Origin of the sequence: Pseudomonas sp. A-RE-22, assembly GCF_019956035.1 — a bacterium.
In the GTDB taxonomy this organism is placed as follows: Bacteria; Pseudomonadota; Gammaproteobacteria; order Pseudomonadales; family Pseudomonadaceae; genus Aquipseudomonas; species Aquipseudomonas brassicacearum.
This window is the reverse complement of the sequence record NZ_JAHBCZ010000088.1, coordinates 45,013-69,355: the sequence shown is the minus strand read 5'-3', so window position 1 is coordinate 69,355 and position 24,343 is coordinate 45,013. Positions and strand designations below refer to the sequence as shown.

Below are 24,343 nucleotides of genomic sequence, written 5' to 3'. Positions count from 1 at the left end.
GGCTTAGGCCCCGAGGGCGGCGCGCAACTGCGCTTCGAGCAGCGCGGCGTCAAGCGCCTGGCCGATCAGCACCAGGCGGGTGACCCGCGCTTCCTCGGCGCCCCACTGGCGGTCGAAATGCTTGTCGAAACGCGTCCCGACGCCCTGGATCAACAGGCGCATCGGCTTGTTCGGAATCGCCGCGAAACCCTTGACTCGCAATACTCCGTGCTGGACCACCAGATGCGTCAGCGCGTCGAGCAACAGGCTTTCGTCAGCCTGGGGCAGTTCGATGGAAATGGAATCGAAGGCGTCATGATCGTGGTCATCATCGTCGCCATCGTGGTGATGGTCGTGATGGCTGTGGCGGCCGTCGATGTGTTCTTCGGAACCAGCGCCCAGGCCGATCAATACGTCCAGCGGCAGGCGACCGCTGCTGGCTTCGATGACCTTGACCGCCGGTGGCAGCTCTTCGGCGACTTCCAGGCGAACTTTGGCCAGGTCCTCAGGGCTGATCAGGTCAGCCTTGTTGAGGATCACCAGGTCGGCGCTCGCCAGTTGGTCGGCGAACAGTTCGTGCAGCGGCGATTCGTGGTCCAGGTTCGGGTCGAGTTTGCGCTGGGCATCGACCTGGTCGGGGAACGCGGCAAAGGTACCCGCGGCCACGGCCGGGCTGTCGACCACGGTGATTACCGCATCAACGGTGCAGGCGCTGCGGATTTCCGGCCATTGGAAGGCCTGGACCAGCGGCTTGGGCAGGGCCAGGCCGGAGGTTTCGATGAGGATGTGATCGAGGTCGCCACGCCGGGCCACCAGTTCGCGCATCACCGGGAAGAACTCTTCCTGCACCGTGCAGCACAGGCAGCCGTTGGCCAGTTCATAGACGCGGCCGTTGGCTTCTTCTTCGGTGCAACCGATGGAGCACTGCTTGAGGATCTCGCCGTCGATGCCCAGCTCGCCGAATTCGTTGACGATCACGGCGATGCGCCGGCCCTGGGCGTTGTCGAGCATGTGCCGCAGCAAGGTGGTTTTACCCGAGCCGAGGAAACCGGTGACGATGGTGACGGGGAGTTTGGCCAGTGTTTTCATCGGATGCCCTTTGGCAAGGTGGCGGGCAAACGGGACGACAACCGCTGGCACAGGCGTGCGCGGAAGATTTCGCCACCGGATCACCCCGCCCGGTTGTAGTGAGAATCTGTCTCGAGGCAGGTCTCCTGGCTGACGGCGGGCCAATCTTTCGACTGGCAATTGCTGCGCCTTCCCGTGCGCCCGTTTTAAAGGCATGCACAGTGGCCTTGCAGAAACAGCACCGTTCACAGTTGCGGGGGCAGCCGCGGCTTGGACCGCGTTCCCTTCTTAGCTCCGGCATGTGCCGAAGAACCTCGAAGGCGCAAGGCTACGCAGGGTGTGGGGGCGGGTCAATCGCCAGAGTGTTCTGCGGTGTATGTCCGGGCCTCATCGCGAGCAGGCTCGCTCCCACAGTTGATCTTTGTTGAACATGAGTTTTGTGATCCGCGAGATTCATTGTGGGAGCGAGCTTGCTCGCGATGGGCGCAACTCGGTGCCAGCCTGAGAACCCACGCCAATTGACGCCCCGCCCCCGCCCATGCTCTCCTGTACGCCTAGTTACGGGTGCCCTTCACAGGGTGAAACGGGAAACCGGTGAATCGTGTGCTTTACTCCAAAGCCACGTCAGTCCGGTGCTGCCCCCGCAACGGTAAGCGAGCGAAGCGTCTGAACCACTGTGTCCCTGGACATGGGAAGGTGACGCTTGCAGGCCAGGCGCAAGCCCCGCCCCTCGCGAGCCCGGAGACCGGCCCTTGACTCATGCATCAACAAACCCGCGGTGGGCGGGCGCTGTTCGAACCTTGGCGGGCTTTCGCCCGGGGTTTCATCGCGCTCGAATGCCCACTGAACAAGAACAGAGGGAAGCGCCATGTCGACCATCAGCAGCACCGCCCGCACCGCCAGCAGCACCACCACCCTGAGCCAACGCCTGAGCGCCGCGATCCTTGCTTCCATCCTCGGCGCGGGGCTGGTCTATTTCGCCGGTTTCTCCCACATCGAAGCGGTGCACAACGCTGCTCACGATACCCGTCACAGCGCCGCATTCCCGTGCCATTGAGAACTGACGACATGATCAAGCGTATCGCGCAGACCGCTGGTTTCAGCGGCTTGCTGGCCGCCCTGCTGCTGACTCTGCTGCAAAGTTTCTGGGTATCGCCGTTGATTCTCCAGGCGGAAACCTTCGAGAAGGCCCCGGCGACCGAGGTCCATGAACACGCCGACGGGGCGGCTCATACCCATGATGCCGAGGCCTGGGAGCCGGAAGACGGCTGGCAGCGCGTGCTGTCCACCACGGGCGGCAACCTGGTGGTCGCCGTGGGGTTTGCCCTGATGCTGGCGGGCCTGTACACCTTGCGCGCACCGACTCGCACGTCCCAGGGCCTGCTCTGGGGCCTGGCCGGTTATGCCACTTTCGTCTTGGCGCCGACGCTTGGCCTGCCCCCGGAATTGCCTGGCACCGCAGCGGCCGACCTGGCCCAACGACAGATGTGGTGGATCGGCACCGCGGCGTCCACGGCGGTGGGCATTGCCTTGATCGCCTTCGGCCAGCATTGGCTGCTCAAGGTGCTGGGCGTGGCAACATTGCTGGTGCCCCACGTCATCGGCGCGCCACAGCCCGAAGTCCACTCGATGCTGGCGCCCGAAGCGCTGGAGAGCCAGTTCAAGATCGCCTCGCAGTTGACCAACGTCGCGTTCTGGCTGGCCCTGGGCCTGATCAGCGCCTGGCTGTTTCGCCGTGACGGCCAAGCCCACCACGACGCATGAGCGCCGAGCCGATCCTGGTGATCGGCCTGGGCTGCCAGCGTGGTTGCCCGGCCAGCACGCTGCGGGCCCTGCTCGACCAGACGCTGCTGGCCCACGGCATCGAACTTCATCGGGTACGGGCCCTGGCCAGTATCGACCTCAAGCGTGACGAGCCCGGGCTGCTGGAGCTGGCCGGGCAACTGGCGCTGCCGCTGACCTGCTTCAGTGTCGAACAGTTGGCCAGCTACGAGCAGCGGCTCAGTCACCGTTCCGAGATCGCCTTCGAGCGAACCGGTTGCTACGGCATCGCCGAAAGCGCCGCCCTCGCCTTGGCCGACCAGTTGGGCAGATCGCCCGCGACGCTACTGATTACTCGCCAAAAAGGCCCCAAGAGCACGTTGGCATTGGCGGTCGTGGCGTAAATCCCGATAATCGGCGCCCAGGATCATGAGCGATCTTCATCTGGGCAACGCTCACCCACCTTCCACAGGAGCCGGTCATGACCGTTTACTTCATCGGCGCCGGCCCCGGCGACCCGGACCTCATCACGGTCAAAGGCCAGCGACTGATCCGCCAGTGCGCGGTGATCATCTACGCCGGCTCGCTGGTGCCAACCGCCGTCCTTGAAGGCCATTGTGCCGAACAGGTGATCAACAGCGCCGAGCTGCATCTGGAACAGATCATCGAATTGATCAAGAGCGCCCATCTCAAGGGCCAGGACGTGGCCCGGGTGCATTCCGGCGACCCGAGCCTGTACGGCGCCATCGGCGAGCAGATTCGTTGCCTGCGGGAATTGGCCATCCCTTTCGAAATCATCCCGGGGGTGACAGCGACCTCAGCCTGCGCCGCCCTGCTGGGCGCCGAACTGACCTTGCCGGATATTTCCCAAAGCCTGATCCTCACCCGCTACGCCGACAAAAGCCCGATGCCCGCGGGGGAAGAACTGGGCAGCCTGGCGCAGCACGGGGCGACCATGGCGATTCACCTGGGGGTCAATCATCTGGAAAAAATCGTCGACGAACTGCGGCCCCACTATGGCGCCGATTGCCCGATTGCCGTGATCCACCGGGCGACCTGGCCGGATCAGGATTGGGTGATGGGGACGCTGGACGATATCGCAGCAAAGGTACACGCCAAGGGCTTTCGCCGCACGGCGCTGATTCTGGTGGGACGTGTGCTGGGCAACGATGTGTTCAGCGAGTCTTCGCTGTACCGCGCCGGGCATGCGCATCTCTACAGGCCCTGACTCGCCAGAGAATCCACCGGGATCCCCCTGCGGGAGCGAACCTGTGGGAGCAAGGCTTGCCCGCGAAGGCGTCGCCTCGGTCTATCCGCTACACCAAGGTGTTTGCATCGCGGGCAAGCCTTGCTCCCACAAGCTCGCTCCCACAGGTTACGAACTGATCGCAAGATGGTATCGCCACAATCAGTAGTAGGCGTTTTCTTTCTGCGTGTGGTCGGTCACGTCGCGTACGCCCTTGAGCTCCGGAATGCGCTCGAGCAAGGTCCGCTCGATGCCTTCCTTCAAGGTGACGTCAGCCTGGCCGCAGCCCTGGCAGCCGCCGCCGAACTGGAGTACGGCGATGCCGTCTTCCACCACGTCGATCAGCGAAACCTGGCCGCCGTGGCTGGCCAGTCCCGGGTTGATTTCGGTTTGCAGGTAGTAATTGATGCGCTCGTTGACCGGGCTGTCGGCATTGACCATCGGCACCTTGGCGTTTGGCGCCTTGATGGTCAGTTGGCCGCCCATGCGGTCAGTGGCGTAGTCGACCACCGCATCGTCCAGGAAGGCTTCGCTGAACGAGTCGATGTACGCGGTGAAGCTCTTGAGCCCCAGCGCGGTGTCTTCGGGTTTTTCTTCCCCCGGCTTGCAGTAGGCAATGCACGTCTCAGCGTACTGGGTGCCGGGCTGGGTGATGAAGATGCGGATCCCGATCCCAGGCGTGTTCTGCTTGGACAGCAGGTCGGCCAGGTAATCGTGGGCGGCATCGGTAATGGTAATGGCGGTCATGGAAACTCCTCGCAGGCTTGCCGGCAGTTTACGCCAATCATCGCGCCGGACAAAGTCCTAGTATTTTTGTCAGGAAAGAGCCCGGCGGCACGGAGTTTGCCACCGGTGCTGTCGATCAGAGGTTCTGGTAGCGATTCATGTCCAGCACACCGTTTTCCACGGGCTCCGTCTCCTGGATGTACTGGCTCAGGTCATGGAAGTACTGCCAGAACTGCGGGTGACTGCGGCGAATGCCCCAGCGCTCGACAATCCGCTCGAACGCCGATGCATCCTGGGCGCCTTGCATGGCCTCGACGAACGCCGGCACTTGCTCGGCCGGAATGTTGAACATGAAGTTCGGATAGCTGCTGAGCACACCCGGGTAGACCGTCAGCGTGTCCAGCCCCGGCTGGTAGCGCGCCTCCTCGCCCAGCAGGAACGCCACGTTGCTGTGGGCTCGGTTGCGCAGCAGGCTGTAGACCTCACGATGACCGCTGGCGGTTTCGACGCGCAGCAGGGTCGCTTCCGGCAGTTGGTCGATCACCTTGAGCCCCGCCGCCGGGCGTGACACCAGCCGACTGAGGGCCTGTTCGGCGTTTTGCAGCGCCGGGTCGATGTTCGGGCGCGAGCAGTAGGCCCCGTCGCAGCGGTTGATCGGATCGGGGCGCGCATTCAGCTCGCCGTAACGGGCCAGCAATTGCAGGGCGAAATCGCCCTTGGGGTCGCGCTCGTCGAGCTTGAGGGCGGTCGGCTTGTCATCGTCGATGGTCTCGTAATCGAGCCACATCTTGAATTTGCCGCCGGCCTGGTACCAGTCGTCAAGGTAGCCTTCCCGGGAGTCGGCCGGCATCAGGCGCAGGAAGTTCTGCTCCGCACCGTTGCGGATCAGATCGAAATACAGCCGGGTCTGGGCCTGGTGGGACACGTTGCCGAATACATCGAAGTTCACCGCCAATTGGTAATAGGTGCGCTCCAGCAATGGGAAGTCGAACAGCCACATCGTCTGCGGCACTTCGCCGATCAGGCCCTTGTTGACCGAGGCGCTGTCGAAGTGCCGGAAAATGCTCAGCAACGCATTGTCGTTCCCGGCCCACAGCGTCGACCAACTCGGCGCCGGAGCGTCGGCATAGACGTCGCGGCGCAAGGCTTCGTATTCGTTGCGCTTGTCCCGGTAGTCGAGCCACAGGCTGACGACGCTGCCCACATCGTCGTTCTGCCCCGGCATCGCCAGCAGCGGCGTGGCCTGGCCGCGGTAGTTCGGATCGGTGATGTACAGGTCGTGTTCGGGCGCTTGGAACAACGCCCAGAAATTGTCGCGGATCACGTCCGTGGCAATCTGGCCCCGGCACACCGGCCCGCGAATGAAGGTGCGCACGAAATACTCGGCGTTATCGAGCATGAACTGGTAGCGAGCCTGGGCCGGGATAGCTTCGAAGGTGGAGAACGGATTGGCCCGGCGCTCCGGACCGTAGCCCGGCAACGCGGAAACCTGCCATTTGCCGCTGTAGAACAGGCTCTTGATGCGCGCCATCTTCGCAGCGCTCAAGCCGTAGGTGATGTGGGTCTTGTGTACGATCACCCCTTGCACCGGCCAGAGCCGGTAATAGACGCTGGTACCGGGGTCATCATTCGGACGACGGGTATTGATCAGGTCGATCGGCTGGCCGGTGGGCGTGCGCGAACGGACCCACTGGAAGAAATGCCCCGGCTCACCGTCCTTGAAATAGATGTGCGCCAGGAACCAATGCTCGAACAACCAGCGGCCCACCAGGCTTTCCCGGGCGCCAGGGGCATTGAGCAGGTTTTCCCATTGCACCACCTGCAAGGCTTCGGCGGCACTCGGGGCCAGGGCCTGCTGATCGATGGGGGCGCCTGCGGCCAGCCAGCGTTGCAGGGTCTGGTATTGCTGGTCGGTCAGGCCGGTGACGGCCAGGGGCATGCCTTCCTTGGGATGGGCACCGGCGTATTCGTTGAATTGATCGGGCATCGCGCAACTGTTTTCACGATTGAGGCCCAGCACGATCTCTTCGGGCAGTTTGGCGTTGGGCTGCAACGGCGTGCGGTGGCCCAACTCCAGCATGCGCGCCATCAGGGCAGCCTGGCTGCCTTGTGCATCGAGCACCGAATAGAAACCCTTGCGCTGCCAGGCGCGCTGGCCGGAGGCGTCATAGAACAAACGGGTCGGATCGGCCGCCTGGCGCCGCTCGCCGTCGTACACCGACAGCTTGCTCGCCCCCCGTGCCGCGCCTTCGCCGCTGCCCAGGTTCAACTGGCAGGCGGAATCGTAGCAGGCATGACAGGCCACGCATTTTTCCGTGAAGATCGGCTGGATGTCGCGGGTGTAGGAGATCGCGGGAGCGAGACTCCCGGCGGCTGCGGTAAAACACAACAGCAGCAACAGACTGCCGAATAAGACGCGGTACGGCATGTCTCGGGTCCCTAAGAGATAGTCCGGCGATTCTACCGGGCCAGCATCGCCTTGCAAACATGAGCGATATTCATGCAAAAGCCCCTCATGATCAAATCCTGCACAGGTTTGCTATCATCCCGGCCTTCGTAATGGTCTTTTTTTCCAGGTAGTCCTATGTCTGATCGCAGCGCTCGCCTTTATCTTCTCCAGCAAGCCCTCAAGGAACGCATCCTGATCCTCGACGGCGGCATGGGCACGATGATCCAGAGCTACAAGCTGGAAGAACAGGACTACCGCGGCAAGCGCTTCGCCGACTGGCCGAGCGACGTCAAGGGCAACAACGATTTGCTGGTGCTCAGCCGCCCCGACGTGATCGGTGCCATTGAAAAAGCCTACCTGGATGCCGGCGCCGACATCCTGGAGACCAACACCTTCAACGCCACCCAGGTGTCCCAGGCCGACTACGGCATGCAGGGCCTGGCCTACGAGCTGAACCTGGAAGGCGCGCGCCTGGCCCGTAAAGTGGCCGACGCCAAGACCCTGGAAACCCCGGACAAGCCGCGCTTCGTCGCCGGCGTGCTCGGCCCGACCAGCCGCACCTGCTCGCTGTCACCGGATGTGAACAACCCCGGCTACCGCAACGTGACCTTCGACGAACTGGTGGAAAACTACACCGAGGCCACCAAGGGCCTGATTGAAGGCGGCGCCGACCTGATCCTGATCGAAACCATTTTCGACACGCTGAACGCCAAGGCGGCGATCTTTGCCGTGCAAGGGGTCTACGAAGAACTGGGCGTCGAACTGCCGATCATGATCTCCGGCACCATCACCGACGCCTCCGGCCGTACCCTCTCGGGCCAGACCACCGAAGCCTTCTGGAACTCCGTGGCCCACGCCAAGCCGATCTCCGTGGGCCTGAACTGCGCCCTCGGCGCCAGCGAACTGCGTCCGTACCTGGAGGAGCTGTCGAACAAGGCCAGCACCCACGTATCGGCCCACCCCAACGCCGGCCTGCCCAACGAATTCGGTGAATACGACGAACTGCCAGCCGAAACGGCCAAGGTCATCGAAGAGTTCGCCCAGAGCGGCTTCCTGAACATTGTCGGTGGCTGCTGCGGCACCACCCCGGCGCACATCGAAGCGATCGCCAAGGCCGTGGCCGGCTATGCGCCGCGGCCAATCCCGGAGATCCCGCGGGCCTGCCGCCTGTCGGGCCTGGAACCGTTCACCATCGATCGCAGTTCGCTGTTCGTCAACGTCGGCGAGCGGACCAACATCACCGGTTCCGCCAAGTTCGCCCGGCTGATCCGCGAGGACAACTACACCGAGGCCCTGGAAGTGGCCCTGCAACAGGTCGAGGCCGGCGCCCAGGTGATCGACATCAACATGGACGAGGGCATGCTCGATTCGAAGAAGGCCATGGTGACCTTCCTCAATCTGATTGCCGGCGAACCGGACATCTCCCGCGTACCGATCATGATCGACTCCTCCAAGTGGGAGGTGATCGAAGCCGGCCTCAAGTGCATCCAGGGCAAGGGCATCGTCAACTCCATCAGCATGAAGGAAGGCGTCGAGCAGTTCATCCATCACGCCAAGTTGTGCAAGCGCTACGGTGCCGCCGTGGTGGTGATGGCCTTCGACGAAGCCGGCCAGGCCGACACCGAGGCGCGCAAGAAGGAAATCTGCAAGCGCTCCTACGACATCCTGGTCAATGAAGTCGGCTTCCCACCGGAAGACATCATTTTCGACCCGAACATCTTCGCCGTCGCCACCGGTATCGAAGAGCACAACAACTATGCCGTGGATTTCATCAACGCCTGCGCCTACATCCGTGACGAACTGCCCTACGCACTGACCTCGGGCGGGGTCTCCAACGTGTCCTTCTCGTTCCGCGGCAACAACCCGGTGCGCGAGGCAATCCACTCGGTGTTCCTGCTCTATGCGATCCGCGCGGGCCTGACCATGGGCATCGTCAACGCCGGCCAACTGGAGATCTACGACCAGATCCCGGCGGAGCTGCGCGACGCCGTGGAAGACGTGATCCTCAACCGCACCCCCGAAGGCACCGACGCCCTGCTGGCCATCGCCGACAAGTACAAGGGCGACGGCAGCGTCAAGGAAGCGGAAACCGAGGAATGGCGCGGCTGGGAAGTGAACAAGCGCCTGGAGCATGCGCTGGTCAAGGGCATCACCACCCACATCGTTGAAGACACCGAGGAATCGCGACTGTCTTTCGCCCGCCCGATCGAGGTCATCGAAGGCCCGCTGATGGCCGGCATGAACATCGTCGGCGACCTGTTTGGCGCCGGCAAAATGTTCCTGCCCCAGGTGGTCAAGTCCGCCCGCGTGATGAAGCAGGCCGTGGCCCACCTGATCCCGTTCATCGAGGCGGAAAAAGGCGACAAGCCGGAGGCCAAGGGCAAGATCCTGATGGCCACGGTCAAGGGCGACGTGCATGACATCGGCAAGAACATCGTCGGCGTGGTGCTCGGTTGCAACGGCTATGACATCGTCGACCTGGGCGTGATGGTGCCGGCGGAGAAGATCCTGCAGGTGGCCAAGGAGCAGAAGTGCGACATCATCGGCCTCTCTGGGCTGATCACCCCGTCCCTGGATGAAATGGTGCATGTGGCGCGCGAGATGCAGCGCCAGGGCTTCCACCTGCCGCTGATGATTGGCGGGGCCACCACCTCCAAGGCCCACACGGCGGTGAAGATCGAGCCCAAGTACAGCAACGACGCGGTGATCTACGTCACCGACGCCTCCCGCGCCGTAGGCGTGGCGACCCAGTTGCTGTCCAAGGAGCTCAAGCCGGCTTTCGTCGAGAAAACCCGCCTGGACTACATCGACGTACGCGAGCGTACTTCCAACCGCAGCGCCCGCACCGAACGCCTGAGCTACCCCGCCGCCGTGGCCAAGAAGCCACAGTTCGACTGGAGCAGCTACCAGCCGGTCAAGCCGACCTTCACGGGCGCCAAAGTACTGGACAACATCGACCTGAACGTCCTGGCCGAATACATCGACTGGACACCATTCTTCATTTCCTGGGACCTGGCCGGCAAATACCCGCGCATCCTCACCGACGAAGTGGTCGGCGAAGCCGCCACCGCGCTGTACGCCGATGCCCGGGCGATGTTGCGCAAGCTGATCGACGAGAAACTCATCAGCGCCCGCGCCGTGTTCGGTTTCTGGCCGGCCAACCAGGTGCACGACGATGACCTGGAAGTCTACGGCGACGATGGCAAGCCACTGGCCCGCCTGCATCACCTGCGCCAACAGATCATCAAGACCGACGGCAAGCCGAACTTCTCCCTGGCCGACTTCGTCGCGCCGAAGGACAGCGGGGTGACCGACTACGTCGGCGGTTTCATTACCACCGCTGGCATCGGTGCCGAAGAAGTCGCCAAGGCCTACCAGGAAGCCGGCGACGACTACAACTCGATCATGGTCAAGGCCCTGGCCGACCGACTGGCCGAAGCTTGTGCCGAATGGCTGCACCAGCAGGTGCGCAAAGACTATTGGGGCTATGCCCAGGACGAGAGCCTGGACAACGACGCCCTGATCAAGGAGCAGTACACCGGCATCCGCCCTGCCCCTGGCTACCCGGCCTGCCCGGACCACACCGAGAAGGCCACCCTGTTCCGCCTGCTCGACCCCGAGGCCAGCGAACTGAAGGCCGGGCGCAGCGGTGTGTTCCTCACCGAACACTACGCCATGTTCCCGGCAGCAGCGGTCAGCGGCTGGTATTTCGCCCACCCCCAGGCGCAATACTTCGCCGTGGGCAAGATCGACAAGGACCAGGTCCAGAGCTACACCGCCCGCAAGGGCCAGGACCTGAGCGTGACGGAGCGCTGGCTGTCGCCAAACCTGGGTTACGACAACTGAGTGCGCAGCAATTGGCTATGCTCTCTACATACGACCTTGTGTATGGAGAGCATCATGGACGAACCAACCGAAAATAAGCCGCCCACCCTCTGGCAAATGCTCCACAGCGTGGGAGCGGCGGCCTTCGGCGTGCAAAGCGGAAAAAACCGCGCCCGCGACTTCACCCATGGCAAGCCGAGCCACTTCATCATCCTCGGCATCCTGTTTACGGTGATTTTCGGGTTGACGTTGTATGGGATCGTCAATCTGGTGTTGTACTTTGCGGACGTATAGAACGTCTGCACAGTATGGAAACAGCTCTCTTGCGAACCGAAACAGCCATATCGCCCATCTCGATCTGAGCCGCTCTAGCGCCGCCCCAGTGCATCGAGCGAAAAGGCATAACGCTCGCCATCCGGGTGGGACACCAGGCTGAAGCGCTTGAAGTCCAGGCGATAGTCCTTGGCCGGATTCATGTTCAACCACGCGCGGGCACGGGCCGGATCGAGCGATTGCATCAGGTCGATCTGCTGGTTGTAGCCGCCATGACGCGCGAGGTCGACGCCCCGGGCGTGATCATGGAGCAGCACCATGGCCCACCCTCCCAAGCTGAAATGCCCGGTGAACAGCACGCTCAAGCGCCCGTCGATGCGGGCCTGGAGCGCCGCCCTGGAGCTGTTCATGGCGCTGAACAACACATCCTTGCCCGGTTGGCGACCCGCTTCCTCGAACGCCTGCATGGCGCCCAGGGCCATTTCATCATTGGCCGACCAGACCAGCGCGGTCTGCGGATAGCGCTTGATCAACTGGCTTGCCTGCTCATGAGCCCGTTCGCGATTCCACTCGCCATAGACCAACTGGCGCAGATGCACTTGCGGGTGCTCGGCCAGCGCCCGGAGCAGGCCTTTCTCGCGCAGTTGCGCCGAAGGGGTGAGTTTCTTTCCGGAAAAAGCCAGCAGATCGAGCGTCTGCCCAGGCGCCAACGGTCCGTATTGTCGCAACAGTTCCTTGAGCATCAGGTAACCGCTGCGCTCATCATTGGGCACCAGGCTGCCGAGCAACTCGGGAGGTGGGGCACCGTTCTCTGTCAGCAGGCGAGTCTGATCGCTGGTCAACGTGTTGTTCACCAGGAACAGCTTGACCCCACTGCCCTGCGCCAATTGCAGGATCCGCGGGGCGACATACTGCTCGTTGACCAACACCAGATAGTCCGGACGGTCCTTCGCCGTGACGGCCTCCCGCGCCTGGCGAATCATCCGCTGGGGATCGCGCTCGGCATACTCCACGCGCAGCCGCAAGCCCAGTTTGCTTGCCGCCGCTTGCATGAATTCGGTGTAGCTGACCCAGAAGGGCTCGGTGGAGTACCCCGGGTTAAGGAACACGACTGAAGGAGCAGCCGAACTGCCAGGCAACGCCTCGGACGAAGAAGAAACCACATGGGCGGCCTGGGCCTGGGCCCAGAATGACAGGCATAACAGCCCCAGTAGCCTACAGATAAACTTCGACATCCCGCCCGCCCCAAATAATACGCCACCCAGTATAACGACCCGGGTGGCGAACGGGCACATGAACACGAGACCTTCATGTGGCCTGCAACGGCTCGAACTTATTGATGACTGACCCAGAACACTGCGGTGCCCACCACCAGGATAATCAGGAACAAAATGGCCCAGGCATCAACAGTACTGTCGCTTTTCCTTGCTTTGGTCGGATTGCTCATTGCATCGCCTCTTGTCGGTTTTGTAGGTGATTGCATAGGGACTCGACCACAGTTAAGACGATGATTGCCCGTACGACAAATGTGGGTTAGGCAATAATCAATCTCATTAGTCGATTTGGTTCTTTACATATACTCAAACATCACTTTTGCGCATAACTCAAAACAGGTATCTTGCACCGGCTCCTCTAGGAGTGCGCGGCCGTGCGCGCAGAATTGCCGAGGCAGAACCCGATTCCAGCGAGCCAACATGCAGCTGTTTCTGATCGGCCCAAGCCTGAGACCGAGACTTATATGTACGTATATGACGAGTACGATCAGCGGATCATCGAGGACCGCGTCAAGCAGTTCCGTGATCAGACCCGACGCTATCTGGCAGGCGAGCTGAGCGAAGAAGAATTCCGCCCTCTGCGCTTGCAGAATGGCTTGTATATCCAGCGCTTCGCCCCGATGCTGCGCGTGGCTGTGCCTTATGGCCAACTGACCTCGCGCCAGGTGCGCAAGCTGGCGAAAATTGCCCGCGACTACGACAAGGGCTACGCCCACATCAGTACCCGGCAGAACGTCCAGTACAACTGGCCAGCCCTGGAAGATGTGCCCGAGATCCTCGCCGAACTGGCCACCGTGCAGATGCACGCGATCCAGACCAGCGGCAACTGCCTGCGCAACGTCACCACCGACCAGTTCGCTGGTGTCGCAGCCGACGAGTTGATCGACCCGCGCCCGTGGTGCGAGATTGTCCGCCAGTGGACGACTTTCCACCCGGAATTCGCCTATCTGCCGCGCAAGTTCAAGATCGCCATCAACGGCTCGACCTCGGACCGTGCGGCCATCGAAGTCCACGACATCGGCCTGGAAACGGTCTACAACGCGGCCGGCGAGCTGGGCTTCCGTGTCCTGGTCGGCGGTGGCCTGGGGCGTACGCCGGTGGTCGGCGCGTTCATCAACGAGTTCCTGCCGTGGCAGGACCTGCTGAGCTACCTCGACGCCATCCTGCGGGTATACAACCGCTACGGCCGTCGCGACAACAAATACAAGGCGCGGATCAAGATCCTGGTCAAGGCCCTGACGCCTGAAGTGTTCGCCGAGAAGGTCGAAGCCGAGATGGCTCACCTGCGCGGCGGCCAGACCACCCTGACCGAAGCCGAAGTGCATCGCGTCGCCAAGCACTTTGTCGACCCGCAGTACAAGGCGCTGGATAATCAGGACGCCGAACTGGCAGCCCTCGACAAGGAACACCCAGGCTTCGCCCGCTGGCGCACCCGCAACACCCTGGCCCACAAGAAGCCGGGTTATGTCGCGGTGACCCTGTCCCTGAAGCCGACCGGCGTCGCGCCAGGCGACATCACCGACAAGCAACTGGACGCCGTGGCCGACCTGGCCGAGCGCTACAGCTTCGGCCAGCTGCGCACCTCCCACGAACAGAACATCATCCTGGCGGACGTTGAACAGAGCCAGTTGTTCACCCTGTGGGGCGAGCTGCGCGAGCAAGGTTTCGCCACCCCGAACATCGGCCTGCTGACCGACATGATCTGCTGCCCGGGCGGCGATTTCTGCTCGCTGGCCAACGCCAAGTCGATCCCTATCGCCGAATCGATCCAGCGTCGTTTCGACGACCTGGACTACCTGTTCGACATCGGCGAGCTGGACCTGAACATTTCCGGCTGCATGAACGCCTGTGGTCACCACCACGTCGGCCACATCGGCATCCTGGGCGTGGACAAGAAAGGCGAAGAGTTCTACCAGGTCTCCCTGGGCGGCAGCGGTAGCCGCGACGCCAGCCTGGGCAAGATCCTCGGCCCGTCGTTTGCCCAGGACGACATGCCTGACGTGATCGAGAAGCTGATCGACGTGTACATCGAACAACGTACCGAAGACGAGCGCTTCATCGACACTTACCAACGTATTGGCATCGACCTCTTCAAGGAACGCGTCTATGCAGCGAATCATTAAGAACAACGAGGTTGTCGACGAAACCTGGCACCTGCTGCCCAAGGACGCGACCCTCGATGGCATCTCCAACTGTGACGACCTGATCGTGCCCCTGGCCCTGTGGCGCGATCATGCCCACGCCCTCAAGGCCCGCGACGGCGGCCTGGGCGTGTGGCTGGACGCCGACGAGGAAGCCGAGGAAATCGGCGAGGACGCCAACCAGTTGCAGGTCATCGCCTTGAACTTCCCGGCCTTCACCGACGGGCGCAGCTACTCCAACGCCCGCCTGCTGCGTGACCGCTATGGTTTCAAGGGTGAATTGCGGGCGATTGGCGACGTACTGCGCGACCAGTTGTTCTACATGCGCCGCTGCGGCTTCGACGCCTTTGCCTTGCGCGCCGACAAAGATCCCTACGAAGCCCTCGAAAGCCTCAAGGACTTCTCGGTGACCTACCAGGCAGCCACTGACGAGCCGCTGCCGCTGTTCCGTCGTCGCTGAGAAAGCCCTACGAAAAAGCCCTGAGCCGGGTGTACCGGTTCAGGGCTTTTTTGTTTCTGAATGATCAATGCCCAGCTCCCCCCCGAACCACTGTGGGAGCGAGCTTGCTCGCGATGGCGGTGTGTCTGGACAGAGGATGTTGGCTGTGCCACCACTTTCGCGAGCAAGCTCAAGCTCGCTCCCACAGGGAATTGGCGGTTCTGCCCCCGAATTACCAGAACCGCTGCTGGGTCAGGCGGCTCCACCAACTGAGCAGCACGCGATCCACCGAGCCGCTGGCCGCCATGCCGATGCGTTCCTGCAGGCTTTTGCGTTCGGCGTAGTGCAGGTGGTACAGCTCGGCACCCTTGGCGCGTTCGGCCAGGTATTCATCGCTGGTTTTCAGCTCGTCCACCAAGCCCTTGCCCTGCGCCGCGACACCCAGCCAGACCTCACCGGTCGCCACTTCATCGATGGCCAGTTGCGGGCGGTAGTTGGACACGAAGTTCTTGAACAGCTCATGGGTGATGTCCAGGTCTTCCTGGAATTTCTCCCGGCCCTTCTCGGTATTTTCGCCGAACACCGTCAACGTGCGTTTGTATTCCCCGGCCGTCAACACTTCGAAATCGATGTCGTGTTTCTTCAGCAGCCGATTGACGTTGGGCAATTGCGCGACGACGCCGATGGAGCCCAGGATCGCGAAGGGAGCGCTGATGATCTTCTCGCCGATGCACGCCATCATGTAGCCGCCGCTGGCCGCGACCTTGTCGATGCAGACTGTCAACGGCACGCCGGCCTGACGGATCCGCGCCAGTTGCGACGAAGCCAAGCCGTAGCTGTGGACCATGCCGCCGCCACTTTCCAGGCGCAGCACCACTTCATCCTTCGGCGTCGCCAGGGTCAGCAGCGCAGTGATTTCATGACGCAGGCTCTCGGTGGCCGAGGCCTTGATGTCACCGTCGAAATCCAGCACGAACACCCGGGGCTTGGCCGCCGGCTTGTCCTTGTTTTTCTTCCCGGCCTTTTCAGCCTTGCCTTCGGCCTTGCGCAGAACCTTGAGCTGATCCTTGTCCAGCAGCGTCTGTTCCAGGCGCTCACGCAGCCCCTTGTAGAAATCGTTGAGTTTGCTCACCTGCAACTGGCCGGTCGACTTACGTCGCCCCTTGCTGCGCAGCGCCGCAAAACTGGCCAGCACCACCAGGATGGCGATCACCAACGTCACGGTCTTGGCCAGGAAACCGGCGTACTCGATGAAAAACTCCACAGCAACTCCTTAAATGCAATGCGCCACTGAACGCAGGCGCGTAACGGTCCCAGCATACCCATGCGCCTGCGTCGCGACCAGTCATGAAACCGCTGGTTACCTTAACGCGAGCGAGGCAGGACAAGGCTGCAACGGGCATTTCAAACAAGCGTATGTTTTTTCATTGACAGCTCACCGCCATCCCCATAACCTCGCCAAACCTTCAACGTACCGGGATGACGCGGACGTGGGCAGTATCTATCTGATTCGACATGGCCAGGCCTCCTTTGGTGCGGACGACTACGATGTCCTTTCACCCAATGGCGTGCGCCAGGCGCAAGTGCTCGGCGGTCACCTGGCGGAGCTCGGTGTCGTATTCGATCGCTGCCTCTCGGGTGACCTGCGTCGCCAACAGAATACCGCCATCGGTGCGCTGGGCCAGATGTCCGCCGCCGGGTTGCCGGTTCCCGAGCTGGAAATCGACGCCGCGTTCAACGAGTTCGATGCCGACGCGGTCATTCGCGCCCTGCTGCCGGACATGCTTCCCCAAGAGCCCGAGGCGCTGCATATCCTGCGCAACGCTGCGCAGAACCGCGCCGAATTCCAGCGCATCTTCGCACTGATCGTCGAACGCTGGCTCAGCGGCCAGTATGACCCGCCGGGCCTGGAAAGCTGGCTGGGTTTTGTCGAGCGAGTCCAGGCGGGCCTGCACCGCATCCTGGAGCAAGCCGACAACACCCATAAAATCGCCGTGTTCACCTCCGGCGGCACCATCACCGCCCTGCTCCACCTGATCACCCGGATACCGGCCCGACAGGCCTTCGAATTGAACTGGCAAATCGTCAACACCTCGCTCAACCACCTGAAATTCAGGGGCCGCGAGGTGGCCCTGGCTTCCTTCAACAGCCATGCCCACCTGCAACTGCTGAAGGCCCCGGACCTCATCACCTTTCGCTGAGTCCGGATTACTGTAGACCCTTGCTGTACCACCCAAATAAGGATCGAAACCATGACCTCCGTAGCCGACGCCGTACAAGCCATGAAAGCCAAGTTCAACCCAGCCGCCGCTGCCGGCCTGGACCTGGTATTCGGTTTCCGCATCGACGATACCAAGAATTTCTCGCTGGTCGTCAAGGACAGCACCTGCGAACTGCAGGAAGGTGAAAACCCGGACGCCCAGGTGACCCTGGTGATGGACGGCGAAACCCTGCAAGGCATCGTCGACGGCAGCACCGACGGCATGCAAGCGTTCATGGGCGGCAAGCTGCGCGCCGAAGGCGACATGATGCTGGCCATGAAACTGTCCGAGCTGTTCCCAGGCTGAGACTGCGCTCGCGTTCTTCGCGGGCCTTTGATTGCAGACGAATCCCGCCCCCGTGGCGGGATTCGTGTTTTTGCCCTCCCCTGATCCCGCGTTGCACTCACAACCTTGATCCCTGTCAGTTGTCGCTCTTCCCCCAAGCGCTAACGTAGCGCTTCCATCAAGCCAGGGACGGCTCATCGGGAGCCGGCGCCTGCTCATCTCACGGAAGAGACTCATGCCCACACTGAAGATCATTTTGCTATCGAGTGCCTTCAACGGCCTGACCCAACGCGCCTGGCTGGACCTGCGCGAGGCCGGCTATCGTCCCAGCGTCGTTCTGTTCACCGATCCGGCCTCGGTCTGCCGGCAAATCGAAGAAAGCGGCGCCCACCTGGTGATCTGCCCGTTCCTCAAGGACCGCGTACCCGAGCAGTTATGGCGCAACCCGTTGCGCCCGGTGGTGATCATTCATCCCGGAATTGTTGGCGACCGCGGCGCCAGCGCCCTGGACTGGGCGATCACTCGGCAGCCCGAACGCTGGGGTGTCACGGCGTTGCAGGCGGTAGAGGAAATGGACGCCGGGCCAGTCTGGGCCACTTGCGAATTCGACCTGCCCCAAGGCCTGCGCAAATCCGAGCTGTATAACGGCCCGGTCAGCGATGCGGCCATTCGTTGCATCCGCGAGGTCGTGGAAAAATACCTCGACGGTTTCATCCCGGTGCCACTGGACTATGACCGTCATGACGTGGTCGGACGCCTGCAACCGAACATGACCCAGGCCCATCGCACCTTCAGCTGGCACGACAGCACCGGCTTCATAAAACGCTGCATCGATGCCGCCGACGGTCAACCCGGAGTGCTGGCAAGCCTGGCCGGCGAGCAGTTTTACCTGTACGACGCCCATCCGGACGTTCGTCACGGCCTGCCCGGCGAACTGCTGGCCGTGCGTGACGATGCGGTGCTGGTGGCGACAGGGGATGCAAGCCTGTGGATCGGCGCCCTGCGCCGCAAGCCGCAGCCCGGCGAACAGACCTTCAAGCGTCCGGCACGCCACGTATTGTCGAACCGGCTCGAAGGCGTCCCGATGCTCGACGGTTCCCTGGCTCGCCAGCCGTTCAGCGATGAGCCTTACCAACCCATTCGCTATCGGGAATGCGGCCATGTGGGAGAGCTGACGTTCGAGTTCTATAACGGGGCGATGAGCACTGAGCAATGCCAACGGCTGGTGGCGGCATTGCGCTGGGCCAAGTCCCGGGACACTCAGGTACTGTTGATCCGCGGCGGGCGCGGCAGCTTTTCCAATGGTGTGCACCTGAACGTTATCCAGGCCGCCGCCGAACCCGGCCTGGAGGCCTGGGCCAACATCCAGGCCATCGATGACGTTTGCCTTGAGTTGTTCAGCGCACGGCAACTGGTGGTCAGCGGCCTGACGGGTAACGCCGGGGCCGGCGGTGTGATGTTGGCTCTCGCGGCCGATATCGTGCTGGCGCGCCGTGACATCGTGCTCAACCCGCACTACGCGACCATGGGCCTGTACGGCTCCGAATACTGGACCTACAGCCTGCCCCGCGCGGTCGGCCCGGACATGGCCTGGAAACTCACCCAGGACTGCCTGCCGATCAGCGCCCTCCAGGCGTTGCGCTACGGCATGGTCCAGGAGATCGGACCACGCTGCCCCGACGAGTTCGGCCTGTGGCTGCTGCAGCGAGCCAACAGTGCGCTGCTCGATCCGAACTATGAAAGCATCCGGGTTCGCAAGGCCGAGCGGAGCCTGTCAGCGATCCAGGCGTGCCGCGATGGTGAGCTCGCGCAGATGCGACATGACATGGTGGACAATCGCCACGGCTTCGCCGACAAGTGCCGTGGGTTCGTCTTCAAGCACAAGGCCTGCCGCACACCAGAACGCCTGGTCGCCCCTTGGGCGCGAACAGCACAGGCCCAAGCCGTCCAATAATGCCCGGTATCGGCGAGGCGCGGCAGCTCTTACAATGCCCGCTTCCCCCGTATCGGCCTGAACATGGACATCGACCTCGCCCGCACCTTCCTGGAAATCGTCCGCCACGGCAGCCTCGCTGCTGCGGCCGAAAAGCTGCACGTGACCCAGACGGCGATCACCGCCCGGGTGCAGAAGCTCGAAAGCCAGCTCGGCTGCGCGCTGTTCGTGCGCAACCGTGCCGGCGCGCGCTTGACCAGCGACGGCGAGGCGTTTGTGGTCTACGCCAACCAGCTCGTGCAGACCTGGGAAGCAGCCCGCCGGGACCTGCCACTGCCCGAGGGTTATCGCAACGTCTTGCACCTGGGAGGCGAGGTCAGCCTGTGCAATCCCTTGATGCTCGCCTGGGCCGGCGAACTGCGCCAGAAAATTCCCGGCCATGCCCTGCGCATGGACATCCGCGACGGCGAGAAACTGCTGCAACAGCTGGAGCTGGGGCTGCTGGACGCGGCGGTGGTGTATCAACCCGAATACTGGCCGCGCCTGCAGGTAGAACAGCTGCTGGAAGAAAAACTCATCCTGGTACGCCTGGCCGCCCGTCCCGAACCCTACGTGTACATCGACTGGAGTGCTGACTTCCGCCGCCAACACGACACCGCGCTACCGGACAAGGCCAAGGCCGCCGTGACCTTCAACCTCGGTCCCCTGGCCTTGCAGTACATCCTGGAAAACGGCGGCAGCGGTTACTTCCGCACCCGGGTCGTGCAGAGCTACCTGGACAGCGGCATCCTGGAACGGGTGCCCAAGGCACCGGAATTCAACTACCCCACTTACCTGGTCTACTCCCGCGATCGGGATTCAGCAGCGTTGCAGCAGGCATTCGAGGTGTTGCGAGAGATCGTCAAGACCGGCAGCGACTGGTCGCAGCGCTGGGATCCATTGACCTGAGTTTATGAGAGTGAGGGCCTCGCCCAAAAAGCCCTTCGCAACACGAAGGGCCTTCACAGGTTCGGTCCCGAGGCTAGCGCTGCATCTGAGCCACGATCTCGTCCTTGACCAGCAATCGCTTCTTCTTGAGCGTCTCCAAAGCATCGTCGGACAGCGCGCCGGAGGACGGTTTCTCGGCTTCGACCACCTCGGCATCAAGTTGGGAGTATTTTTGAATTAACGAGTCGAGCCTTGGATTCTCGCTGCGTTTTTGCTGGATGTGGTCTTTTGTGCATTTGAGATCCTGGCACAAATCGTGGGACACCGGCATGGAACACCTCCTTCGATGGGTCGGTGGCAGGCGCCCTTGCGGCACCCGTCGATTATCAGGATGGCCTCCTCGACAGGGTTCTGTCGACCGCCAATCCGACCAGCGGTGACCGTTCGTCGTACCGGATCGCTTGGCGATCAAACCTTTGCCTGTACCCCACCCTCCATTGCTCAGAGACGACAAGAGTCGCTCGTTCAACTTGTGTGGAGACTTACCTATGGACAGATTTACCCTGCGTCAACTCGGCCTGGCAGTTGCCCTGAGTACCAGCATGGGCATGGCATGGGCCGCGACTTCCAACGACTTTGTCGACAACGCGGCGGCCGGCGGCATTGCAGAAATCGAGACCAGCAAACTGGCCTTGGAAAAAAGCCAATCGGCGGACATCAAGGCGTTCGCCAACAAGATGATCACCGACCACACCAAGGCCAACGAAGAGCTGAAAGCCCTGGCGCAAAAACATGACATCGAAGTACCCGACGACACCACGCTGATGAAAAAAGCCAAGGCGAAGATTCTCGACGTGCGCGATGAGTCTTTTGATGCGGCCTACGCCAACAACCAGGTCAAGGCCCACGAAGAAACCATCGCCCTGTTCAAGAAAGAAGCCGAAACCGTTACCGACGACAAGAAGGCTGGCAATACCGAACTCAAGGCGTTCGCCCAGAAGATGCTGCCGGATCTGCAACATCACCTGGATGCCGCCAAGAAACTTCAGGCTGCGCATCCAAGCAAGTAGAGCGAGACACTGCTCACCCAAGGAAAAACGGCGCCTCCCTTGGAAGGGAAGCGCCGTTTTCTCGAAGCGCCCCCCTGTGGGAGCGAGCTTGCTCGCGATAGCGGTGTTTCAGTCACAGGGATGGCGAATTTGCCACAGTCATCGCGAGCAAGCTCGCTCCCACAATGGCTCGGTGTCGCACATCCTTCAGGGGCTAGCCACCATCGGTGTCGATATCAGCGTCAGTATCCTCGCCAGATTTCGGCCGATCCGGTTCAGGCTTGAAGCCGGGACTGAAGGTGTTGTCATTGTCCTGATGATGATGCTTCTGATCGACCTCAGTGGCGCCGCTTTGGGCCTGGTCCGTTCCGGCAGGGCTGACTGGCTGGGCGCTCGCAGGCTTGTCCGGGACTTGGGGGTCGATGGCCGGATCGTTACGGGGGGACGGTGTCTGCGCCTGGCCTTGTTGCTGGGTGGTTGCGGGATCGTCGTTCATGGGCACCTCGTTCATGGCAGGGCCGGATGGATGACCGGTCTTGAACATTCGAAGGTGACGCGACGGCTTCGGTTCCATTTGTTTGCAGCGCCGCGATCAGCCGCCCAGCACACTCCTCACCATCCGGGTCAGCGCGTCCGGGCCGTAGGGTTTGCTCAATAAATGGGTATCGGGGCTCAGTTGATGGTTCCGGGAGATGATGTCCCGGGTGTGTCCCGAGGTGAACAGCACCGGAACCGGCGGGTTCTGCACCTTGGCCCAGGCGGCGAGGTCGGAACTCTTGATCAAGCCGGGCATGACCACGTCGGTGAAGATCAAGTCGACCGAGATGCCTTCCAGCAGCAGCTTCATCGCCTCATCACCGTTGGCGGCCGTGAGGGTCCGATAACCAGACTGTTCCAACAGTTCCACCGACGCGCTGCGCACCTCTTCGTTGTCCTCCACCACCAGGATCGTCTCTTGCCTGCCGGACTGAAGCACGTCGTGTTGCTCGGTTTCCCCCGCTTCGGGCGCAAGGCTTCGAGGGAAATACATCCGTACCCGCGTGCCCTCGCCCAGGTCGCTGGAGATCTCGATATGGCCGCCACTTTGCTTGACGAACCCGAACACCATGCTCAGTCCAAGCCCGGTGCCCTGGCCATCGGTCTTGGTGGTGAAAAACGGTTCGAACACCTGCTTCAGGATGTCGGGCGGCATGCCGGCACCGCGGTCGATCACCGACAGCCGGACGTAGTCGCCGGCCGGGATCCCCTTGCCGGCACAGAACGCTTCATCGAGTCCGATGTTCTCACCGATCAGGCGGATGGTGCCCTCGCCGCCCATGGCATCGCGAGCATTGATCGCCAGGTTCAACAGGGCGTTTTCCAGTTGATTGCGATCGACGTGGATGCACCAGGGCTCCTGGGGCAGGCTCACTTCAATCTGGATGGTTTCGCCCAAGGCCCGCTGCAGCAGTTCACCCATGCCATCGTAGATACGTCGTGGGTTGTAGACCGCCGGTGACAATGGCTGGCGCCGGGCAAAAGCCAGCAACTGCGATGACAACTTGGCCCCCCGTTCCACGGCTTCGATGGAGGCACTGACCCGCCGTTGCACGTTGGGGTTGTCCCGCTCGTGGCGGGCCAGCAAGTGCAGATTGCCGGCAATCACTTGCAGCAGGTTGTTGAAGTCATGGGCCACGCCGCCAGTGAGACCGCCAATGGCCTCGAGCTTTTGCGACTGACGCAACTGCTCTTCTGCCGCCAGCCGCGCCTGCACCTCGTCGGCGACCCGCTGTTCCAGGTCGCGGGTGAATTTGAGCAGCGAAGCTTCGGCTGTCTTGCGTTCATTGATGTCAATCAGCACACCTGGAAAACGCAGGGGCTTGCCCGTGGCATCGAATTCGCAGCGACCGCTGGCCAGCACCCACAGGTAATCACCGCCCACGCGGCGCACTCGATATTCAGCGCTGTAAGGCACGCCCGTGCGCACGGTCAGTTCGACCCGCTGGTTGACCTCTTCGAGGTCATCGGCGTGGATGCGCTGGCGGGCAATTTCGATGGGCAGTGCGTCCAGCGAACAGTCTGGCGGGTAGTTGAAGGTACGGGCGAAACGCTCATCGCCCGACAGGGTGTCGGCCTGGATATCCCAGACGAACGACCCCAGCAATGGTCCGGCCGAGAGGGCCAACTGGATGCGCTCATTGACGGCCCGGTAACTGCGTTCGGCCTCTTGCCGGGCGCGCTCGGTCAACACGAGCTCGGTGGTCTCCACCACAATCGCCAGCACGCCCGCCGGGGACTGGTCGTCATCGGGCACCGGGCTGTAATAGAGGTCCATCCACACATCTTCAGGCTTGCCATCGCGCAGCAGGACCAACTCTTTGCTGCGGTAGGACAAGGTGCCGCCGGCCAGGCAGACGTCCAGCACATGCCGATTGAATTCGGCGACCTCCGGCCAACCCAACTCCACCGCGCACCCCAGCAGGTAGGGATGACGGCCACCGGCGAACTCGGCATAGGCATCGTTGTAGATCATGAAGCCCTGGCGGCCCCACAACATCACCATCGGCAAGGGCGAAGCCAGCAACAACTGAACGGCACTGCGCAGGCTGGCGGACCAGTGCTCGATGGCGCCCAACTCGGTCCGGCTCCAATCGAACGCCCGGATACGCCCGGCCATTTCACCGCCCCATCCAGGGCACCCGTGATTTTGGGATAGAAACTGCATGGT

The 24,343-nt window shown here is 62.3% G+C and carries 21 protein-coding genes and 2 riboswitches; of the genes, 13 read left to right on the top strand and 8 right to left on the bottom strand.

Annotated features, from left to right (window positions below):
- Positions 1-3: 3 nt before the first annotated feature.
- Entirely contained in the window at positions 4-1,068 is a 1,065-nt protein-coding gene (cobW, locus tag KGA89_RS28915; RefSeq protein WP_038858232.1) for a cobalamin biosynthesis protein CobW, read from the bottom strand.
- A 97-nt stretch (positions 1,069-1,165) separates the two neighbouring features.
- A riboswitch (cobalamin riboswitch) is annotated at positions 1,166-1,379 on the bottom strand.
- Between the two features lie 213 nt (positions 1,380-1,592).
- Positions 1,593-1,816, top strand: a riboswitch (cobalamin riboswitch).
- Between the two features lie 99 nt (positions 1,817-1,915).
- Between cobW and KGA89_RS28910 the strand changes: the two genes are divergently transcribed.
- The 4 genes from KGA89_RS28910 to cobM all read left to right on the top strand — a co-directional run bounded on the left by KGA89_RS28910 (position 1,916) and on the right by cobM (position 4,036).
- A complete protein-coding gene (locus KGA89_RS28910) occupies positions 1,916-2,104 on the top strand; it encodes a CbtB domain-containing protein (RefSeq protein WP_014338677.1) in 189 nt (62 codons plus the stop codon).
- Between the two features lie 11 nt (positions 2,105-2,115).
- A complete protein-coding gene (locus tag KGA89_RS28905) occupies positions 2,116-2,811 on the top strand; it encodes a CbtA family protein (RefSeq protein WP_003200205.1) in 696 nt (231 codons plus the stop codon).
- Positions 2,808-3,212: a cobalamin biosynthesis protein gene (locus KGA89_RS28900; protein WP_003200202.1), complete on the top strand. Its 405-nt coding sequence runs from the start codon at positions 2,808-2,810 to the stop codon at positions 3,210-3,212. The genes KGA89_RS28905 and KGA89_RS28900 overlap by 4 nt, the downstream gene beginning before the upstream one ends.
- Before the next feature lie 77 nt (positions 3,213-3,289).
- Positions 3,290-4,036: a precorrin-4 C(11)-methyltransferase gene (gene cobM, locus KGA89_RS28895; protein ID WP_003200200.1), complete on the top strand. Its 747-nt coding sequence runs from the start codon at positions 3,290-3,292 to the stop codon at positions 4,034-4,036.
- Between the two features lie 180 nt (positions 4,037-4,216).
- On the opposite strand, the gene nfuA is transcribed toward cobM, so the two are convergent.
- Together nfuA and KGA89_RS28885 are read right to left on the bottom strand one after the other, a co-directional pair.
- Positions 4,217-4,801, bottom strand: coding sequence for a Fe-S biogenesis protein NfuA (gene nfuA / locus KGA89_RS28890; RefSeq protein ID WP_003182850.1), 585 nt, complete (start codon positions 4,799-4,801; stop codon positions 4,217-4,219).
- A gap of 115 nt (positions 4,802-4,916) precedes the next feature.
- A complete protein-coding gene (locus tag KGA89_RS28885) occupies positions 4,917-7,208 on the bottom strand; it encodes a fatty acid cis/trans isomerase (protein ID WP_223473140.1) in 2,292 nt (763 codons plus the stop codon).
- Positions 7,209-7,364: 156 nt separating this feature from the next.
- On the opposite strand from KGA89_RS28885, the gene metH reads away from it, so the two are divergent.
- Entirely contained in the window at positions 7,365-11,075 is a 3,711-nt protein-coding gene (metH, locus tag KGA89_RS28880) for a methionine synthase (protein WP_027912557.1), read from the top strand.
- 54 nt (positions 11,076-11,129) lie between these two features.
- Positions 11,130-11,348, top strand: a complete 219-nt coding sequence (locus KGA89_RS28875) for a DUF2970 domain-containing protein (protein ID WP_003200193.1) — start codon at positions 11,130-11,132, stop codon at positions 11,346-11,348.
- Positions 11,349-11,422: 74 nt separating this feature from the next.
- Here the strand turns inward: KGA89_RS28875 and KGA89_RS28870 are convergent, their stop codons facing one another.
- Positions 11,423-12,562 (bottom strand): ABC transporter substrate-binding protein, encoded by a 1,140-nt coding sequence (locus KGA89_RS28870; RefSeq protein ID WP_003200192.1) that lies wholly within the window; start codon positions 12,560-12,562, stop codon positions 11,423-11,425.
- 503 nt (positions 12,563-13,065) lie between these two features.
- On the opposite strand from KGA89_RS28870, the gene KGA89_RS28865 reads away from it, so the two are divergent.
- Entirely contained in the window at positions 13,066-14,724 is a 1,659-nt protein-coding gene (locus KGA89_RS28865; RefSeq protein WP_223473139.1) for a nitrite/sulfite reductase, read from the top strand.
- The gene (locus tag KGA89_RS28860; protein ID WP_003200186.1) at positions 14,708-15,202 is read left to right on the top strand and encodes a DUF934 domain-containing protein; all 495 of its coding nucleotides are present in this window, start codon (positions 14,708-14,710) and stop codon (positions 15,200-15,202) included. The genes KGA89_RS28865 and KGA89_RS28860 overlap by 17 nt, the downstream gene beginning before the upstream one ends.
- 211 nt (positions 15,203-15,413) lie before the next feature.
- Here KGA89_RS28860 and sohB read toward each other — a convergent pair whose 3' ends face one another.
- A complete protein-coding gene (gene sohB / locus KGA89_RS28855; RefSeq protein WP_223473138.1) occupies positions 15,414-16,445 on the bottom strand; it encodes a protease SohB in 1,032 nt (343 codons plus the stop codon).
- A 226-nt stretch (positions 16,446-16,671) separates the two neighbouring features.
- Here sohB and KGA89_RS28850 point away from each other — a divergent pair, with 226 nt between their 5' ends.
- The 4 genes from KGA89_RS28850 to KGA89_RS28835 all read left to right on the top strand — a co-directional run bounded on the left by KGA89_RS28850 (position 16,672) and on the right by KGA89_RS28835 (position 20,608).
- Entirely contained in the window at positions 16,672-17,382 is a 711-nt protein-coding gene (locus KGA89_RS28850; protein WP_223473137.1) for a histidine phosphatase family protein, read from the top strand.
- Between the two features lie 51 nt (positions 17,383-17,433).
- Entirely contained in the window at positions 17,434-17,748 is a 315-nt protein-coding gene (locus tag KGA89_RS28845) for an SCP2 sterol-binding domain-containing protein (RefSeq protein WP_003200180.1), read from the top strand.
- Positions 17,749-17,962: 214 nt separating this feature from the next.
- Positions 17,963-19,681: a hydrogenase maturation protein gene (locus tag KGA89_RS28840; protein ID WP_223473136.1), complete on the top strand. Its 1,719-nt coding sequence runs from the start codon at positions 17,963-17,965 to the stop codon at positions 19,679-19,681.
- A gap of 63 nt (positions 19,682-19,744) precedes the next feature.
- Positions 19,745-20,608: a LysR family transcriptional regulator gene (locus tag KGA89_RS28835; RefSeq protein WP_003200177.1), complete on the top strand. Its 864-nt coding sequence runs from the start codon at positions 19,745-19,747 to the stop codon at positions 20,606-20,608.
- Between the two features lie 73 nt (positions 20,609-20,681).
- Here the strand turns inward: KGA89_RS28835 and KGA89_RS28830 are convergent, their stop codons facing one another.
- Entirely contained in the window at positions 20,682-20,918 is a 237-nt protein-coding gene (locus KGA89_RS28830; RefSeq protein WP_003200175.1) for a YdcH family protein, read from the bottom strand.
- A gap of 217 nt (positions 20,919-21,135) precedes the next feature.
- On the opposite strand from KGA89_RS28830, the gene KGA89_RS28825 reads away from it, so the two are divergent.
- Positions 21,136-21,657 (top strand): DUF4142 domain-containing protein, encoded by a 522-nt coding sequence (locus KGA89_RS28825; RefSeq protein WP_003200174.1) that lies wholly within the window; start codon positions 21,136-21,138, stop codon positions 21,655-21,657.
- Between the two features lie 193 nt (positions 21,658-21,850).
- Here KGA89_RS28825 and KGA89_RS28820 read toward each other — a convergent pair whose 3' ends face one another.
- A complete protein-coding gene (locus tag KGA89_RS28820) occupies positions 21,851-22,132 on the bottom strand; it encodes a hypothetical protein (protein WP_027912559.1) in 282 nt (93 codons plus the stop codon).
- 96 nt (positions 22,133-22,228) lie between these two features.
- Positions 22,229-24,340 (bottom strand): PAS domain-containing hybrid sensor histidine kinase/response regulator, encoded by a 2,112-nt coding sequence (locus tag KGA89_RS28815; protein ID WP_223473135.1) that lies wholly within the window; start codon positions 24,338-24,340, stop codon positions 22,229-22,231.
- Positions 24,341-24,343: the final 3 nt, after the last annotated feature.

Bases quoted from the DNA above. Each gene is read 5' to 3' on its own strand.
- cobW (WP_038858232.1), bottom strand. From the start codon at position 1,068: ATGAAAACACTGGCCAAACTCCCCGTCACCATCGTCACCGGTTTCCTC.
- KGA89_RS28910 (WP_014338677.1), top strand. From the start codon at position 1,916: ATGTCGACCATCAGCAGCACCGCCCGCACCGCCAGCAGCACCACCACC.
- KGA89_RS28905 (WP_003200205.1), top strand. From the start codon at position 2,116: ATGATCAAGCGTATCGCGCAGACCGCTGGTTTCAGCGGCTTGCTGGCC.
- KGA89_RS28900 (WP_003200202.1), top strand. From the start codon at position 2,808: ATGAGCGCCGAGCCGATCCTGGTGATCGGCCTGGGCTGCCAGCGTGGT.
- cobM (WP_003200200.1), top strand. From the start codon at position 3,290: ATGACCGTTTACTTCATCGGCGCCGGCCCCGGCGACCCGGACCTCATC.
- nfuA (WP_003182850.1), bottom strand. From the start codon at position 4,801: ATGACCGCCATTACCATTACCGATGCCGCCCACGATTACCTGGCCGAC.
- KGA89_RS28885 (WP_223473140.1), bottom strand. From the start codon at position 7,208: ATGCCGTACCGCGTCTTATTCGGCAGTCTGTTGCTGCTGTTGTGTTTT.
- metH (WP_027912557.1), top strand. From the start codon at position 7,365: ATGTCTGATCGCAGCGCTCGCCTTTATCTTCTCCAGCAAGCCCTCAAG.
- KGA89_RS28875 (WP_003200193.1), top strand. From the start codon at position 11,130: ATGGACGAACCAACCGAAAATAAGCCGCCCACCCTCTGGCAAATGCTC.
- KGA89_RS28870 (WP_003200192.1), bottom strand. From the start codon at position 12,562: ATGTCGAAGTTTATCTGTAGGCTACTGGGGCTGTTATGCCTGTCATTC.
- KGA89_RS28865 (WP_223473139.1), top strand. From the start codon at position 13,066: ATGTACGTATATGACGAGTACGATCAGCGGATCATCGAGGACCGCGTC.
- KGA89_RS28860 (WP_003200186.1), top strand. From the start codon at position 14,708: ATGCAGCGAATCATTAAGAACAACGAGGTTGTCGACGAAACCTGGCAC.
- KGA89_RS28845 (WP_003200180.1), top strand. From the start codon at position 17,434: ATGACCTCCGTAGCCGACGCCGTACAAGCCATGAAAGCCAAGTTCAAC.
- KGA89_RS28840 (WP_223473136.1), top strand. From the start codon at position 17,963: ATGCCCACACTGAAGATCATTTTGCTATCGAGTGCCTTCAACGGCCTG.
- KGA89_RS28835 (WP_003200177.1), top strand. From the start codon at position 19,745: ATGGACATCGACCTCGCCCGCACCTTCCTGGAAATCGTCCGCCACGGC.
- KGA89_RS28830 (WP_003200175.1), bottom strand. From the start codon at position 20,918: ATGCCGGTGTCCCACGATTTGTGCCAGGATCTCAAATGCACAAAAGAC.
- KGA89_RS28825 (WP_003200174.1), top strand. From the start codon at position 21,136: ATGGACAGATTTACCCTGCGTCAACTCGGCCTGGCAGTTGCCCTGAGT.
- KGA89_RS28820 (WP_027912559.1), bottom strand. From the start codon at position 22,132: ATGAACGACGATCCCGCAACCACCCAGCAACAAGGCCAGGCGCAGACA.
- KGA89_RS28815 (WP_223473135.1), bottom strand. From the start codon at position 24,340: ATGCAGTTTCTATCCCAAAATCACGGGTGCCCTGGATGGGGCGGTGAA.